The organism is Ottowia cancrivicina, from assembly GCF_029813755.1.
Classification (GTDB): Bacteria; Pseudomonadota; Gammaproteobacteria; order Burkholderiales; family Burkholderiaceae_C; genus Ottowia; species Ottowia massiliensis.
In genome coordinates, this window is sequence record NZ_JARVII010000021.1 from 1 (window position 1) to 16479 (window position 16479).

14 protein-coding genes and 1 pseudogene are annotated in these 16479 nt (G+C 55.6%); 10 read left to right on the forward strand and 5 right to left on the reverse strand.

Annotated elements, in window-relative coordinates:
• Positions 1 to 199 (forward strand): hypothetical protein (locus QB898_RS09830; RefSeq protein WP_279524809.1); only part of this gene is annotated, 199 nt, incomplete at its 5' end.
• Complete coding sequence (locus tag QB898_RS13460; RefSeq protein WP_428982793.1) at positions 126 to 281, forward strand: hypothetical protein; 156 nt, start codon at positions 126 to 128, stop codon at positions 279 to 281. The genes QB898_RS09830 and QB898_RS13460, both read left to right, overlap by 74 nt.
• 154 nt (positions 282 to 435) lie before the next feature.
• On the opposite strand, the gene QB898_RS09835 is transcribed toward QB898_RS13460, so the two are convergent.
• The 5 genes and pseudogenes from QB898_RS09835 to QB898_RS09855 form a co-directional block, all read right to left on the reverse strand.
• Complete coding sequence (locus QB898_RS09835) at positions 436 to 2145, reverse strand: DEAD/DEAH box helicase (RefSeq protein ID WP_279524810.1); 1710 nt, start codon at positions 2143 to 2145, stop codon at positions 436 to 438.
• Between the two features lie 250 nt (positions 2146 to 2395).
• A pseudogene (locus tag QB898_RS09840) lies at positions 2396 to 3091 on the reverse strand (IS5 family transposase).
• 101 nt (positions 3092 to 3192) lie between these two features.
• Positions 3193 to 3900 carry a response regulator transcription factor gene (locus tag QB898_RS09845; protein WP_279524811.1) on the reverse strand — a complete coding sequence of 236 codons (708 nt, stop codon included), beginning with the start codon at positions 3898 to 3900 and terminating at the stop codon, positions 3193 to 3195.
• 11 nt (positions 3901 to 3911) lie between these two features.
• Positions 3912 to 5147, reverse strand: a complete 1236-nt coding sequence (locus QB898_RS09850) for a sensor histidine kinase (protein WP_279524812.1) — start codon at positions 5145 to 5147, stop codon at positions 3912 to 3914.
• Between the two features lie 14 nt (positions 5148 to 5161).
• On the reverse strand, positions 5162 to 5863 hold the full coding sequence (locus tag QB898_RS09855) for a hypothetical protein (protein ID WP_279524813.1): 702 nt from the start codon (positions 5861 to 5863) through the stop codon (positions 5162 to 5164).
• A 773-nt stretch (positions 5864 to 6636) separates the two neighbouring features.
• Here QB898_RS09855 and QB898_RS09860 point away from each other — a divergent pair.
• The 8 genes from QB898_RS09860 to cas4 all read left to right on the forward strand — a co-directional run bounded on the left by QB898_RS09860 (position 6637) and on the right by cas4 (position 16451).
• Positions 6637 to 7296 (forward strand): site-2 protease family protein, encoded by a 660-nt coding sequence (locus QB898_RS09860; protein WP_279524814.1) that lies wholly within the window; start codon positions 6637 to 6639, stop codon positions 7294 to 7296.
• Between the two features lie 22 nt (positions 7297 to 7318).
• The gene (locus tag QB898_RS09865) at positions 7319 to 8632 is read left to right on the forward strand and encodes a tryptophan--tRNA ligase (protein ID WP_279524815.1); all 1314 of its coding nucleotides are present in this window, start codon (positions 7319 to 7321) and stop codon (positions 8630 to 8632) included.
• Between the two features lie 274 nt (positions 8633 to 8906).
• Positions 8907 to 9635 carry a ribonuclease PH gene (gene rph / locus QB898_RS09870; RefSeq protein ID WP_279524816.1) on the forward strand — a complete coding sequence of 243 codons (729 nt, stop codon included), beginning with the start codon at positions 8907 to 8909 and terminating at the stop codon, positions 9633 to 9635.
• Between the two features lie 237 nt (positions 9636 to 9872).
• Complete coding sequence (gene cas3 / locus QB898_RS09875; RefSeq protein ID WP_279524817.1) at positions 9873 to 12461, forward strand: CRISPR-associated helicase Cas3'; 2589 nt, start codon at positions 9873 to 9875, stop codon at positions 12459 to 12461.
• 23 nt (positions 12462 to 12484) lie between these two features.
• Positions 12485 to 13129 carry a type I-C CRISPR-associated protein Cas5c gene (gene cas5c, locus QB898_RS09880; protein ID WP_279524818.1) on the forward strand — a complete coding sequence of 215 codons (645 nt, stop codon included), beginning with the start codon at positions 12485 to 12487 and terminating at the stop codon, positions 13127 to 13129.
• Positions 13126 to 14934, forward strand: coding sequence for a type I-C CRISPR-associated protein Cas8c/Csd1 (gene cas8c / locus QB898_RS09885; protein WP_279524819.1), 1809 nt, complete (start codon positions 13126 to 13128; stop codon positions 14932 to 14934). The genes cas5c and cas8c overlap by 4 nt, the downstream gene beginning before the upstream one ends.
• 12 nt (positions 14935 to 14946) lie before the next feature.
• Positions 14947 to 15798 (forward strand): type I-C CRISPR-associated protein Cas7/Csd2, encoded by an 852-nt coding sequence (gene cas7c, locus QB898_RS09890; RefSeq protein WP_279524820.1) that lies wholly within the window; start codon positions 14947 to 14949, stop codon positions 15796 to 15798.
• A 2-nt stretch (positions 15799 to 15800) separates the two neighbouring features.
• Positions 15801 to 16451 carry a CRISPR-associated protein Cas4 gene (gene cas4, locus QB898_RS09895; protein ID WP_279524821.1) on the forward strand — a complete coding sequence of 217 codons (651 nt, stop codon included), beginning with the start codon at positions 15801 to 15803 and terminating at the stop codon, positions 16449 to 16451.
• Positions 16452 to 16479: the final 28 nt, after the last annotated feature.

Sequence of the window (16479 nt, forward strand, 5' to 3'; positions counted from 1 at the left end):
CATCATCGACTCTCAATCAGTCAAGACCGTCTCAAAAGGGGGCAGCGCGGATATGACGCAGGCAAAAGAGTCAAAGGCGCAAGCGCCACATAGCCTCAGACACAATGGGGCTGCTGCTGGCCGTGGTGATGCACTCGGCTGGTATTCAAGACCGAGCAGGAGCCAGAGCTTTGCTGATCAGGCTGTTCTTGCACTTTGAGGGTCTCAAGACCATCTTTGTCGATGGCAGCTACTCGGGCAGCCTGATCAATTGGGCGCTGAGCATGTTTGGCTGTGAGTAATGAGAAACGAATCGAGATAGGCGGCAAGGCAGCTAACCACAGACTAGCCTTGCAGCCCGGTAAAGATTTACAACGCCGCAGGTTGCCCGATTCCACTCTTTCGCACCTACGGACAGATTTTGAGCAGTTTCTCAGTACGCAGCCTGGACCATCATCAGCGGTAACCCTTGAAGCCGTCGCCGCCGTCACGGCGCTTTTTGTTGCGGCTCATCATGTCGATGCTGGTGCGCATGGGGTCGGGCTGGCCGGGCGCGCCGTGGCTGGGGCCATTGTTGTTGCGGCGGCCGTGCAGATTGGTCTGAAGGGGGTTGATGTGGCGCGGCAGGCGGTCGTCGTCATCGTCGCTGTCGCGCGCGGGGCGATCCGCCTTGGGGCGCGGCTGGGCGCTGCGGCTTTCGCCGCTGCGGCGGTTGCGGTAGCGGTTGCGGCTTTTGCCAGGCGCAGGCTTGCCTGCGGCTGCTGGCGCTGCGGCCTGTTCGCCGGAGTTTTCCGCGCCCTCGGCTGGGCTGGCGTCTTCGGCCACTTTAGCAGCAAAGGATTGCGCCGGCTTGGCCGCAGATTTGCGCTGGGCTAGGACGGCCTTGTTGTCACGGATGCGCTGCATCATTTCTTGCCGCGCAGCGCGGGCAGCGGCTTGCATGACTTCGCGGCCGGGGGGCTTGCCCAGGCCGCCCCAGAGGGTTTGGCGGCCCATGGCAATGGGTTCGGCTTTTTCGCCTTCTTCAGGGCCGAAGCCTTCGAGAATTTGCACCGGAATCTGCTGGCGGGTGAATTTCTCGATTTCGTGCATGAAGCCTTCTTCGTCCATGCACACCAGGCTGGCGGCTTCGCCGCTGGCGCCCGCGCGGCCCGTGCGGCCAATGCGGTGCACGTAGTCTTCGGGCACGTTGGGGATTTCGTAATTGACGACGTGCGGCAGCTCGTCAATATCAATGCCGCGCGCGGCAATGTCGGTGGCGACCAAGGCGCGCAGTTCGCCGCTTTTGAAATCGGCCAGCGCCTGGGTGCGCGCGCTTTGACTCTTGTTGCCGTGCAGGGCCATGGCCTTGATGCCGTGTTTCGTCAGGTATTCGGCCACGTGGTTGGCACCGTATTTGGTGCGGGTGAATACCAGCACCTGGCTCCAGTTGTTTTGGCTGATGAGGTGGGCCAGCACTTCTTTTTTGCGCGCGCGGCCCACAGGGTAGATGACCTGGCGGATGCGTTCAACCGTGGTGTTGGGCGGGGTGACCTGGATGCTGAGCGGGTTTTTGAGCAGGCTGGCCGCCAGGGCGCGGATGTCATCGCTGAAGGTGGCGGAAAACAGCAGGCTCTGTTTTTGCTCGGGCAGCAGGGCCAGGACTTTTTTCACGTCGTGAATGAAGCCCATGTCCAGCATGCGGTCGGCTTCGTCCAGCACCAGAATTTCAACGGCGGACAAATCGACATGCCCTTGCCCCGCCAGATCCAGCAGGCGGCCCGGCGTGGCCACGAGAATGTCGATGCCTTTTTTGATGCGCTCGATCTGCGGGTTCATGCCCACGCCGCCAAAAATGACGGTGGATTTGAGCTTGAGATGCTTACCGTAAGCACGCACGGATTCCTCAACCTGCGCGGCCAGCTCCCGCGTGGGAGCCAGCACCAGGGCGCGGATGGGCCGGGGCGCGCCTTTGGCTGGAGCGGCGGCCGATTCGGACAGGCGATGCAGCATGGGCAAAGTAAAGCCTGCGGTTTTGCCCGTGCCGGTTTGCGCGCCAGCGAGCAAATCGTGCCCCGCCAGCACGGCGGGAATGGCTTGTTCCTGAATGGGGGTAGGGGCGGTGTAGCCCTGTTCTTGCACGGCCTGCACAATGGCCGGCGCCAGTTTCAGATCTTCAAAGTTCATTCTGAAAGCGGAGCGCCCCGCTTTTTGGAAAAGGGCGCATCACGAACCAGCCCAATCTGCCGGGCCATCATGTGTATTGACGAGCGCGGCAGGCCAGTTGAGAGCCGGTTGGTTGGTCAAATAGGCAAAGGCGGGCCATTCCTGATCAGCCCGCAGCCTCAGCAGACTGCTGCCCTGCGGCAAACTGGTGGGCCGCGAAGGAACGAGTGATTATTGCACGAAAAGCGTTTTTGATAGGTCGTGTCATCAATCAGGCGAGCCATACGCCAGCCGCTGCCAGATGAATGGCGCCCAGGAGGTTGCGAGCCGTCTTGTCGTAACGCGTGACGATGGCCCAGTATTGCTTGAGCCTGGCAAAGAAGTTTTCGATCAGATGGCGGGCTTGGTAAAGATGCGGGTCGTAGTCCCGAGCCGCCTTCTTGCTGCTGCGTGAGGCAATGACAACGCCTTTGCCTTGGGCCGGCAGCAGCTCGAGTACTCGAGCTTGGGCGTCATAGTCCTTGTTGGTGATCACGGTTTCGGCCGCTGTTTGAGCCAAGAGCACGTCGGCCCCTTCGAGGCCGTGCACCTGCCTTGGCATTTGGCGCCCAGCCCGCCGCAGCTGCGTCCGATGACTTGCGGTGCCTCCCTTTCTGCCACAGCACCGTGCTGGTGCACTCGCACGATGGCCGCGCCGATCATCGTGTACTCGTTGCCGGCCTGCTGCGCCAGGGCTTCGAAGACCCGTTGCCATACACCGCTATGGCTCCAGCGACTGTGGCTCAGGTGCGCCACCCGGAAGTCTGCGAAACGTGCCGGCAGATCGCGCCAGGGGATACCGGCCCGGTAGCGGCACGGCATCGACAGACAAGCGGTTGTCCTGTGCTCCTGGCTGGCCGGCACGTCCGGGCAGCCAATCCTTGATGCGCTCCCACTGATCGTCGCGCAACGCGTATCTTCTGGTCATGGCCCCTCTTCTGGGCTCTCGCCCGCAGGCTTCAGGCTCGGCTCTTGATGATTGATGACAAGCCCTAACAGGGTTTGTGTATATCGGCTCCTGATAGAGCTTCAGAGAGCGCGACGTGCCAGCACCATGCGCGTGAGATGAACTACGGAAGTAGCTTGCATCTTGCTCATGATGTGGGAGCGGTGCTGCTCAATGGTTTTGATGCTGACATTCAGCTTGCGGGCAATAAGCTTGCTGGTCTGGCCTTCCAGAACGTTTTGCATAACTTCCGCCTCGCGCGGAGTGAGCGATGCCAGGCGGCGCTCGAATTCCGGACAAGGCGCAGGTTCTGGAGCTGACACAGAAACAGAAGCCGCAGGAGACAAAGAGGTGCGGTTAAAGGCGCGCGAGAGAGCGGCTTCCAGTGCGTTTTCCTGGAAGGGTTTTTCCAAAAAAGTGACGGCACCTTTTTCCATGGCCTGCACGGCCAGGGGAACGTCACCGTGGCCTGTCATGTAAATGACGGGCAAGGAAGGCCGCGCCAAGGGGCCGGATATCTGGCGTTCGATAAGGATGTCGTGCACTTGCAGGCCACTCATGACGGGCATGCGAACGTCAAGCAGGAGGCAGGCTCGCTCGCGCGCAGGAGCATCAAGTGAAGCAAGGGCTTGCAAAGCCGGTTCTGCATCCTGGAAGTCATGTACGTGATAGCCCAAGCCGATGAGCCACCATTTGGCCGTCGCACAAAAGTCGGCGCAGTCATCAAGCACGTAGATAGTGCGGCCTATGGCATATGGGGCGGCCTGCGTGGGAAAGACAAGCGAAGACATCAGAGACCTTCCTAAAGTGCGGTCGGTGCAGACGCTTCATCTTCCGTGCGACTGAGGGGCAATGCAACGTGAAAAGTGCAACCGCCTTCAACGTTGCGGCTGAACCATAGGCGGCCATGATGCAACTCAATCAAGCTGCGGCAAATGTTCAGGCCAATGCCCAGCCCTGTGGGCTTGGTGGAAGCAAAAGGCATGAACAGACGAGCAGCTGCTTCATCGCCCATACCGCAGCCAGTATCAGCGATGGCAATTTCCACATTGCCAGCGCTTTCATCCATACGGCTGCTGATTTGCAGTCGGCGCTGACCCGCAGGGGTTTCCTGCATGGCATCAATGGCATTGCGCAGCAGGTTGACGAGCACTTGCTGAAGCATGACGCCATCACCCTGCACCTGTGCATTCTGATGGTGCAGTTGAATGCGCAGTTCAATGGCGTAGCGCTTGAGTTCCCAGTCCAGCAGAGTCAGGCTTCCATCCAGCAGGGTGTGCAGATTTACAGGCTCATTCCGGGGTTGGCGCGATTGGGTGAATTCGCGCACGCGGCTGATGATGCTGGAGGCGTATTGCATTTGATCCAACGCCAGCTGCACGCCCTGCTCCAGCATCGACAGCAAGGCAGCGTTAGACGGTTGAACCGCGACAGCTGCCATGCGCGCCTTGAGGCCGCGCAGCACATTGGTGACGGCGCCCAGAGGTTGGTTCAACTCGTGCGCCAAGGTAGTGGCCATTTCGCCTACAGCGACGTTGCGTGAAGTGAAAAGCAGGCGTTCGCGATCTTCTAAATGACGGCGTGTGGCGCTATCGCTGCTTTCCACAACTGATAAGTCCGCCGTTTCAGATGTCAGTTTTGTCAGGCGCAGCGCAGCCCCGCCAGCATGTGATGGCAACGGACGCAAGCTGGCCAGCCAGCGCGGCGAGGAGGAAGGCAAGACTGCAGCGCAGCCTTTTTCACCCTGGTGTTCAGTCGGGAGCAGCAGCGCCACCGTGCCTTGCCAGCCACCTGCCGCCAGCGCTTGCTCGCTGTCGGCCGGAGCGCCATGCAGCTGTGCTAGCACGTCATTCAACGTTTGGCGCCTGTCTTTCCGGGAGAGCGCCAGCCAATCCGTGAAAAGCGGAGAGCACCATTGCAAACGAGCGGGGTCGCCCGTGAAAAGGGCAACGGCCTCATCCTCAAAAACCAGCCAGGCTTGCTGGCCCAAGCGGGCCGCCTGGGCAGGGGTTGCGGGGCGGGTGGCAGACAAGGTCATGCATGAATTGGAAATCAGGCTTCCTCTTCAGATCCCAAGTCTTCCTCGAGGCGGCCGCCACGCTGACTCAGCTGCTGACGCAGACGTCCAATATGCGGCTGTAACTGCTGGCGCAGGCTGGCGCTGGCATGCAGGCGCACCTGCCATTCACCTGCGCCCGACTGAGTCAGCCGCAAGCCCAGAGCACCAGAAGTGGCACCAGCCAAAGGCAACTGCAACTGCCATTGCTGTCCCTGTCCATTAATAGCCATAGACTGCACCGCTCCCTGATGCTGCTGCAATAGCGCGGGAGAAGACGGCGTAATGGACTGCGCCGTAATGGCTTGCTGCTGCGTGGCAACCACCGGCGCGCCCGCGCCTGTCATAGCCTCTCCAGCGGAAACAGCTGTTACTTCACCTCGAAATGTTTGCAAGCCTGATAAAGGAGCTTGTGACAGCGTTGAAGGCAACTTCTCAGCCCAAGGCAGGGGAGCAGGAGCCGGCTGATCAGAAAGCTGCGCACCAGAAGAGCCTATCTCTTCATCTTCCACGCCGGGATGCAGTCGTGCTCTCAACAAGGCTTCATCAAAATCACGCTGCATTTTGGGACTGACGCGGCTAGATGCATGGGCGCTGCGGACATCATGAACATTTTGGGCATCACAAGAGTTGCGAGCGTCAGCGGAAGCGGAGCAAGATGCGGATTGGGCAGAGGAAGTAGTGGCGGTAGCGCTCATGGCGAGCCTCTTTCAAACGACAGTGCGTGCACTAATTGACGTAAAAGCCGGTTATAGCAACGGTCAAGCAATGTGAAGCTGCAAGGGTACAGCGGTTGGTCGTAGGAAGCACATGAGATTGTTATGTATATGTAACTTTAAGCATCGAAATGCGAACAAACCGCTACAAGAATGATGACGATGCGCCGTAGCCTTAGCAAAAAGCATTGAGAATGACCCATTCACTGTTTACCGCTTTCTTTGCAATTGCAAGCAACAGCTCCAAGGAAAGCTGCGCGCCAGACCCCACACTTTTTGTGTACACGGACAGACTTCGAACAGGTTCTGAAAGCACAAACTGGGCAGATTCACGTCCTTGTTTCAATAGCATCTTGCGCTTGTTTCTTAGGCGGCAGACTCTTTTTCACTCCTCTATTCTCGCTCCTCTTCCAAGAGCAACTCTGCGCCTGCCGCCCGGCGAAATTCAGCATCTACAAATAAGCCACACACGAATTTAGGCGAGAGTTTCTACACGGGCTGAACGATAAAAACAGTAATGCCAAACCAGCCTGTTCCAAGGCAGCAGCTTTCCCTGCCGCATACACGCTGGCGATGAAGCCGCCAGTGTCATGCAATTCGGCTGTTTTACTCAAGCGCGCCTGTTTCAGCCGTCCGGCACAAAAAACGGCCGCCCGAACTTGAAGCAGGCGATGCGGGCCACATCTGCGGTGCACCGCAGATGTGGCGGACGAGCAGCCTGTTTTCTTTATATCTGTTTGAGACAATTCTTTGCTGTGGACATCAACCAATTAATACAAGTTATTGCCGCTGGCGCGCTGCCCGTGCTGTTCGCCATTACAGTGCATGAGGCGGCACATGGCTATGCGGCGCGCCACTTTGGCGACCACACGGCCGCCATGATGGGGCGGCTTACGCTCAATCCGCTCAAGCACATTGACCTCTTTGGCACTGTGCTCATGCCGCTGCTGTTGTATTTCGCGACCAGCGGCGCTTTCGTTTTTGGCTATGCCAGGCCCGTGCCGGTCATCGCTCGCAATCTGCGCAATCCCAAAACAGACATGGCTTGGGTTGCACTGGCCGGGCCTGCGTCCAATTTCGTCATGGCGCTGCTGTGGGCCGCCATGCTGCTGGGCTTGCGTGCAGGGAGCGTAATGGAGCCGTTTCTCGTGCTCATGGCCCAGATCGGCATGACCACCAACGTGGCTTTACTGGCGCTGAACTTGTTTCCGCTACCGCCGCTTGATGGCGGGCGCGTGCTAGCCGGAACGCTGCCACCGCAGGCCGCACTGACGCTGGCGCGTGTGGAGCCTTTCGGCTTTTTCATCGTGATGGGACTGATCTTGATGGATGTGCTCGACTGGCTCTGGATGCGGCCCATCATGGGCGCAACTTACTGGTTGATTGAGATGCTGCTATCGCCTTTTTTCCGCTGAACCGAACACCTGTCGAAGAATCATGACTCCCGCCTCACACACTCCCACCCGCATTCTCACTGGCATTACCACCACGGGCACGCCGCACCTGGGCAACTACGTGGGCGCCATCCGCCCCGCCATCCATGCCAGCCGCCAGGCGGATACGCAAAGCTTTTACTTTCTGGCCGACTACCACGCGCTCATCAAATGCGATGAGCCTGCGCGCATTCAGCGCAGCACGTTGGAAATTGCCGCCTGCTGGCTGGCCGCCGGGCTGGACACGGAGCAAGTGACTTTCTATCGCCAAAGCGATATCCCTGAAATCCCGGAGCTGTGCTGGCTGCTGACCTGTGTGACGGGCAAAGGCATGCTCAACCGCGCTCATGCCTACAAGGCCGCGCAAGACCAGAACGAGGCCGCAGGCCGCGAGCTGGACGACGGCGTAACGGCGGGCCTGTTCATGTACCCCGTGCTGATGGCTGCCGACATCCTTATGTTCAGCGCCCGCAAGGTGCCCGTGGGGCGCGATCAGATCCAGCACATTGAAATGGCGCGCGACATTGCCGCCAGCTTCAATCACCTCTACGGCGAGCACCTCACCGCGCCTGAAGCCGTGGTTGATGAGCACGTGGCCCTGCTGCCCGGTCTGGATGGCCGCAAGATGAGCAAGAGCTACAACAACACCATCCCCCTCTTTGCCCCGCAGGAAGAACTGCGCAAGGCCATCATGGGCATCGTCACCGACTCGCGCGCGCCCGGCCAGGCCAAGTCCACAGAAGATTCAGCCATCTTCGCGCTTTACCGCGCCTTTGCCACACCCGCCGAAACCAAGGCTTTCGCCAAGGCTTTCGCCAGCGGCATTGCTTGGGGCGACGCCAAGCAGCAGCTATTCGAACGCATCAATGCCGAAATCGCCCCCATGCGCGCGCGCTACCAGCACCTGATGGCGCACCCTGAAGAAGTAGAAGCCGCCTTACAAGCAGGGGCCGCCAAAGCTCGCGCGCAGGCCACCCCCTTCATGCACACCCTGCGCCGCGCCGTGGGCCTGGCCTCGCTAGACATGACTGTGTCCACGCTGCCCGACAAGCCGGCTCCCGCCGCAACCGCCCTGCCGCAATTCAAGCAGTACCGTGAAGCAGACGGACTGTTTTATTTCAAGCTCACTGGCGCAGGCGGCCGCGTGCTGCTGCAAAGCCGCAGCTTCATCGCGCCCCGCAAAGCAGGGCAAGCCGTGCGCCGCCTGCAAACCGAAGGCGCGGCCGCGCTGCCTTCACTGCATGCTTCGCTAGAGCCTGTGGAAGATGAAGCCGCGTTGCTTCAAGCCTTGGCCGCTCTCCAGGCAGCGGCAAAGTAAAAGCATCCGTACTTGAAAACAGGGCATCAACTCATAGGCTCATGCGCTGAAAACACGCATTCAGAAACGCGGCTGAACAACAAGCCACAACGCCAGGCGGCACCGGTGCAGGCAGCAGCCGCATGGCGGCCTGATGAGAAAAGGCGTAAAACTCCTTTTCACCTTCTTCATTTCAGCGTCCCTGATGCCCCTATCTCCCTGATGCAAAACAGGCAAAACGGCTGAAAAAGCCACCCCTCGCGCAGCTCCATCCACCTTCGCAGACCTCCCTGCCATGAACACCCCGCCCATCCGCCAGAACCGCCCCCTTAACGCTCTGCGCCCCGTGCGCATCACACGCCACTACAACCGCTACGCCGAAGGCTCCGTTCTGATTGAAATGGGGCACACCCAGGTTCTGTGCACCGCCTCCATTGAAGAAAAAATTCCGGTCCACAAACGCGGCAGCGGCGAAGGCTGGGTCACCGCCGAATACGGCATGCTCCCCCGCGCCACCCACACCCGGGGTGAGCGCGAAGCTGCTAAGGGCAAGCAAAGCGGCCGCACCCAGGAAATCCAGCGCCTCATCGGCCGCGCCCTGCGCGCCGTCTTCGATCTCAAAGCGCTGGGCGAACGCACATTGCGCCTGGACTGCGACGTGCTCCAGGCCGATGGCGGCACCCGCTGCGCCAGCATCACCGGCGCCTTCATCGCCGCGCACGACGCCGCCGCCTGGCTGCTGGAGCGCGGCCTCATCGCCGCCAGCCCCATCCGCCAAACAGTGGCCGCCGTCTCCGTCGGCATCGTCGGCGGCCAGCCCAGGCTGGATCTCGACTACGCCGAAGACTCCGCCTGCGACACCGACATGAACGTCATCATGACCGCCGATGGCCGCTACGTCGAAATCCAGGGCGCCGCCGAAGGCGCCCCCTTCACACGATCCGAAATGGACGCCCTCCTCGCTCTTGCCGCCCAAGGCGTTGCCGAACTCACCGCACTCCAGCAACAGGCGCTGGCAGCGTGAAAGCCTGTGGCAAGCCAATACCCTGACTGGGAAACAAAAATCAGGGTATTTACTAAGCCGTCAGTTTTCAGTATATAGATACAATCAAACCGTTTCGTTACCTCAGTTACAACAGGATACCTGAAGGGGTGAGCTGCACCTGCTGGCAAATTGCTTTTTAATGCCAGATCATATTTTCTGGCCCCAAATGGCTGGAAACATTGGAAGCGAAGCCATGGATTTATTAAAACGCATATCATGAAGCGAAATTGTATCGCCCATATTCGCAAAACAGATGGCGTCGTCCAGTCTGCTCAAGATTATTTGATGGGAATGGTAGCTGTCACTAAAGTTGCACACATTCGCCAGGATTCATCCGGAAAATGGCATTTTCATTTGCTACAAAAACATCTGCAAAAAGTTTCCGAACTCGCCAAACGTTTCGCCGGGCGCTATGGGGCAGCGTTTACCGAATATGCGGGGCTTTTGCACGATTTGGGGAAATTTCAGGAAGATTTTCAGAAATATATCTGTCATGCGTCAGGACTTGAAAAAGAAAACGCCCATTTGGAAGATGTCGAATCTTCCAAGCTGTGTAAAATTCCGCATTCCACTGCGGGAGCCAAATATGCCGTAGAACGTCTCAATCCGTTTTTTGGGCATTTGTTGGCTTATTTGATTGCTGGGCATCATGCGGGGCTGACAGATTGGTATGACAAAGGCAGCCTGAAACGCCGTCTGCAACAGGCGGATGACGAGTTGGCGGCGTCTTTGTCGGGCTTGGTGGAAAGCAGTTTGTCCGAAGATTTTTTCCCGTTATCAGATGATGATCTGAAGCGGGATTTTTTTGCATTTTGGAAAGAAGGGGCAAAGCTGGAGGAATTGCATATTTGGCTGCGTTTTCTCTTTTCCTGCTTGGTGGATGCCGATTTTTTAGATACCGAAGCCTTTATGAACGGCTATGTCGATGCGGATGCTGCGCAGGCTACCGGGTTGCGCCCCAAATTTCCCAGTTTGGATGAGTTGCACCGGCGATATGAGCAATATATGGCGCAACTTTCAGAAAAAGCAGATAAAAATTCATCTTTAAATCAAGAACGCCACGCCATCTTGCAGCAATGTTTTTCTGCCGCAGAAACCGACCGCACTTTGTTTTCTTTAACCGTGCCGACCGGTGGCGGTAAAACTTTGGCGAGCTTGGGGTTCGCTTTGAAGCACGCACTGAAATTCGGCAAGAAACGCATTATTTACGCGATTCCTTTTACCAGCATTATTGAACAGAACGCCGATGTTTTTCGAAAAGCCTTGGGTGATGACGAGGTATTGGAACATCACAGCAATTTGGAAGTGGCCGATAACAAAGAAACCGCCAAAACCCGCCTTGCCACGGAAAATTGGGATGCGCCGCTAATTGTTACCACCAACGTGCAACTGTTTGAAAGCCTGTTTGCGGCAAAAACCAGCCGTTGCCGTAAGATTCACAATATTGCCGACAGCGTGGTGATTTTGGATGAAGCCCAGCAGCTTCCGCGCGATTTCCAAAAGCCGATTACCGACATGATGCGGGTGTTGGCACGCGATTACGGCGTTACCTTTGTGCTGTGCACCGCAACTCCGCCTGAACTTGGCAAAAATATTGACGCATTCGGTCGCACTATTTTGGAAGGCCTGCCGGACGTGCGCGAAATTGTGACAGACAAAATTACCTTATCGGAAAAACTGCGCCGTGTCCGCATCAAAATGCCGCCGCCAAACGACGAAACACAAAGCTGGCAGGAAATTGCCGATGAAATTGCTGTCCGTCCGTGCGTTTTGGCAGTAGTCAATACGCGAAAGCACGCCCAAAAACTCTTTGCTGCCCTGCCTTCTGACGGCATCAAACTGCATTTGTCCGCCAATATGTGCGCCACACACCGTAGCGAAGTGATTGCGTTGGTTCGCCGATATTTGGCACTGTATCGCGCAGGCAGCCTGCACAAGCCCTTGTGGCTGGTCAGCACGCAGTTGATTGAAGCCGGCGTAGATTTGGATTTCCCTTGCGTTTATCGGGCGATGGCAGGGCTGGACAGCATTGCCCAAGCGGCGGGGCGGTGCAACCGCGAAGGCAAACTGCCACAGTTGGGCGAAGTGGTCGTGTTCCGTGCCGAAGAAGGCGCGCCCAGCGGCAGCCTGAAACAGGGGCAGGACATTACCGAAGAGATGCTGAAAGCAGGGCTGCTTAACGACCCACTTTCCCCGTCGGCATTTGCCGAATATTTTCGCCGGTTTAACGGCAAAGGCGATGTGGACAAACACGACATTACAAGACTTTTAACGGCAGGATCATCAAATGAAAATCCGCTGGCAATCAAATTCCGCACCGCTGCCGAACGCTTCCGCCTGATTGATAATCAAGGCGTGGCACTCATTGTGCCGTTTATCCCATTGGCTCATTGGGAAAAAGACGGCAGTCCGCAAATCGTCAAAGCAAACGAGCTGGACGATTTTTTCAGGCGACATTTGGACGGTGTGGAAGTTTCAGAATGGCAGGATGTTTTGGACAAACAACGATTTCCGCAGCCGACCGACAACTCCTTCGGGCAAACTGACCAACCGCCGCTGCCCGAGCCTTTTGAACGCTGGTTCAGCCTGCTGGAAAGCGACCCACTCAAATATAAATGGGTTTACCGCAAATTGCAACGCTACACGATTACCGTGTACGAACATGAACTTGAACTGAAAAAGCTACCTGCGAATGCCGTTTTTTCCAGAGCGGGATTGCTGGTATTGGATAAGGGCTATTACAAAACCGTGCTTGGCGCTGATTTTGATGATGCGACTTGGCGACCTGAAAATTCGGTTTTTTGAAATGAAAGCAATAAGGAGATGATATGAGTTTCATCTTGGAAATCAGCGGCGATTTAGCATGCTTCACAAGGCCTGAGCTTAAAGTGGAAAGAGTAAGCTATCCAGTTATTACGCCGTCTGCCGCCAGAAACATCTTAATGGCGATACTGTGGAAACCCGCTATCCGCTGGAGGATTTTGAAGATAGAAATCCTGAAACCGATTCAGTGGACGAGCATCCGCCGCAATGAAGTGGGAACCAAAATGAGTGAACGCAGCGGCTTGCTCTATATTGAAAACAACCGCCAACAGCGTGCATCCATGCTACTGAAAGACGTTGCCTACCGCATTCACGCTGATTTTGTCATGACAAGCGAAGCGGGCGAAGATGATAACTACGTCAAATTTGCCGAAATGTTCAAACGGCGGGCAAAAAAAGGGCAATATTTCCACCAACCTTATTTAGGTTGCCGAGAGTTTCCCTGTCATTTCAGGCTGCTTGAAAAGGTTGAAGACAGTTTGCCGCGCGAAGACATCACCCAAGATTTCGGCTTTATGCTGTACGACATGGATTTCAGCAAATCCGCCCCACGCGATTCCAATAACGCCGAGCCGATGTTTTACCAATGCAAAGCGGTAAACGGCGTGATTACCGTGCCCCCAGCCGACAGCGAGGAGGTGAAACGATGATTCTGCACGCGCTCACCCAATACTACCAACGCAAAGCTAAAAGCGATGGTGGTGTTGCTCCTGAAGGATTTGCAAACAAAGAAATCCCGTTCGTTATTGTTATAGACAAACAGGGTAAATTTATTCAGCTTGAAGATACCCGCGAGCAAAAAGGTAAAAAGAAAATAGGACGAAAATTCCTTATCCCTAAAGACCAGCATACAACTGGCAAGAATGCTTATAAAGTAAGCAATATTTTATGGGATCACTACGGTTATTTGCTGGCTTTTCCGAAGGAAGTGGAAGGGGCTGCTAAAAAAACACCAGAAAAAATTGAAGCTGAAAAGGAAAAAAATCGCCTTTTAGCCAATAATCAGCATGCCAGCTTTACTGCCAAAGTAAACGAATTGAAACAGGCGCTGCCTGATGATGCGGGTGTTGCCGGGGTTGCTGCCTTTTTGGCTTCTGCGGAAGAAAAAAGCAAAGTCATGCAGGCTGCAAATTGGGCGGAATGCGCCAAAGTCAAAGGCTGCAATCTCAGCTTCCGTTTGGTGGAAGAAACGGTAGATTTGGTTTGTCAGTCAAAGGCTGTGCAGGAATATGTAAGTCAAGCTAATCAGGTGAAATCGGACAACGTCCAAAAGGGCATTTGCTTAGTAACGGGCAAACCTGCGCCGATTGCGCGGCTGCATAACGCTGTCAAGGGCGTGAACGCCAAACCCGCTCCGTTTACATCAGTGAATTTGTCGGCTTTTGAATCCTACGGCAAAGAACAAGGCTTTATCTTCCCTGTGGGCGAGCAAGCCATGTTCGAATACACCACTGCCTTAAATACCCTGCTTGCCGGTGAAAACCGCTTCCGTATCGGTGATGTAACAGCCATCTGTTGGAGTGCGAAACCGACTCCGTTGGAAGAGTATCTTGCTTCGCTGATTAGCGGCGGCGGCAAAGACAATCCCGATGCCCATATTGATGCGGTCAAATCGCTTTATAAAAGCTTGTACAACGGCAAATATACAAAACCAGACGGCAAAGAAAAATTCTACCTTTTAGGCTTGTCTCCTAATTCCGCGCGCATTGTCGTCCGCTTTTGGCATGAAACCACTGTTGCCGCCTTATCCGAAAGCATTGCGGCGTGGTATGACGATTTGCAGATGGTGCGTGGCGAAAACTCGCCATACCCCGAATATATGCCGTTGCCGCGCCTGCTAGGTAATTTGGTGGTGGACGGCAAAATGGAAAACCTGCCATCTGACCTGATTTCCCAAATAACTGATGCCGCACTCAACAACCGCGTTTTACCCGTCAGCCTGTTGCAGGCTGTTTTGCGGCGCAATAAGGTGGAACAGAAAATTACCTATGGCAGGGCAAGTCTGCTTAAAGCCTATATCAATCGCGCAATCCGCGCAGGTCGTCTGAAAAACATGAAGGAGCTAACTATGAGCTTAGATAGAAACCGTCAAGACATCGGCTATGTGCTGGGGCGGCTGTTTGCCGTACTGGAAAAAACACAGGCTGAAGCCAATCCCGGCTTGAACGCCACTATTGCCGACCGCTATTTCGGTTCGGCAAGTAGCACGCCGATTGCCGTATTCGGCACACTGATGCGCTTATTGCCGCACCATTTGAACAAACTGGAATTTGAAGGACGCGCTGTGCAACTACAATGGGAAATCCGTCAGATTTTGGAACATTGTCAGAAATTTCCCAACCATTTGAATTTGGAACAGCAAGGCCTATTCGCCATCGGTTACTACCACGAAACCCAATTCCTGTTTACCAAAGACGCATTGAAAAACCTGTTTAACGAAGCGAAAACTGCATAAGGAGCAAACGCTATGACTATTGAAAAACGCTACGACTTTGTCTTTTTATTTGACGTGCAAGACGGCAATCCCAACGGTGATCCCGACGCAGGCAACCTGCCACGTATTGACCCGCAAACCGGCGAAGGTTTGGTAACCGATGTTTGTTTGAAACGCAAAGTCCGCAACTTTATCCAAATGACCCAAAATGGCGAACATCACGACATCTTTATCCGCGAAAAAGGCATTTTGAACAACCTGATTGACGAAGCCCACGAGCAGGAAAACGTAAAAGGCAAAGAAAAAGGCGAGAAAACAGAAGCCGCCCGCCAATACATGTGCAGCCGTTATTACGACATCCGCACATTCGGCGCAGTGATGACTACCGGCAAAAATGCAGGACAAGTGCGCGGTCCCGTGCAGCTGACCTTCTCTCGTTCCATAGACCCTATCATGACCTTGGAACACAGCATTACTCGCATGGCGGTTACCAACGAAAAAGATGCCAGCGAAACCGGCGACAACCGCACCATGGGGCGCAAATTCACCGTTCCCTACGGCCTATACCGCTGTCATGGCTTTATTTCTGCCCACTTTGCCAAACAAACCGGCTTTTCCGAAAACGATTTGGAACTGTTTTGGCAAGCGCTTGTCAATATGTTCGACCACGACCATTCCGCCGCACGCGGACAAATGAATGCACGCGGGCTTTATGTGTTTGAACACAGCAATAATCTGGGTGACGCACCTGCCGACAGCCTGTTCAAACGCATTCAGGTAGCCAAAAAAGACGGCGTGGAAACAGCAAGAAGTTTTGACGACTATCTTGTCAGTGTGGATGATAAAAATCTTGGAGAAACCAAGCTGCTGCGTAAATTAGGCTGAAAATGACCGCATTTTCAACTGAAACCCAAGGGGAAAATCAGGACACGCGCCTGATTCCCCTTTCCGCCCTGCAACACTACGCTTTTTGCCCGCGCCAATGCGCGTTGATTCATAACGAGCAGGCGTGGGCGGAGAACTATTTGACCGCGCAGGGCAAGGCGCTGCATGAGCGGGTGGATTCGGGCGAGCCGGAAACGCGCAAGGGTGTGCGCTTTGAGCGGACGGTGCATGTGTCAGCGGAGAAACTGGGCATCAGCGGCGTGTTGGATTTGGTGGAAGTGGAAACGAAAACAGGCCGTCTGAAACCCGTGGAATACAAACGCGGCAAGCCCAAACCTGACCCAATGGACGAAATCCAGCTTTGCGCCCAAGGCTTGTGCTTGGAAGAAATGACGGGGCAAACCATCTCTGAGGGCGCGCTGTGGTATATGCAAACCCGCCACCGCATCTCCATCGTGTTTTCAGACGACCTGCGCGCCAAAACACTTGCCACCATCGCCGCCGTGCGCGAACTCCTAAACAGTGGCCAAACCCCGCCGCCCGACTACGGCAAACGCTGCAAAGCCTGTTCGCTGGTGGAGATTTGCCAGCCGGAGTTGCTAGGGAAACGGGATAGGAGTGTAGGGTATGTGGCGGGGTTGTTTGGGGAATAAAATATTTGTAAATCACCCAATAAAATTA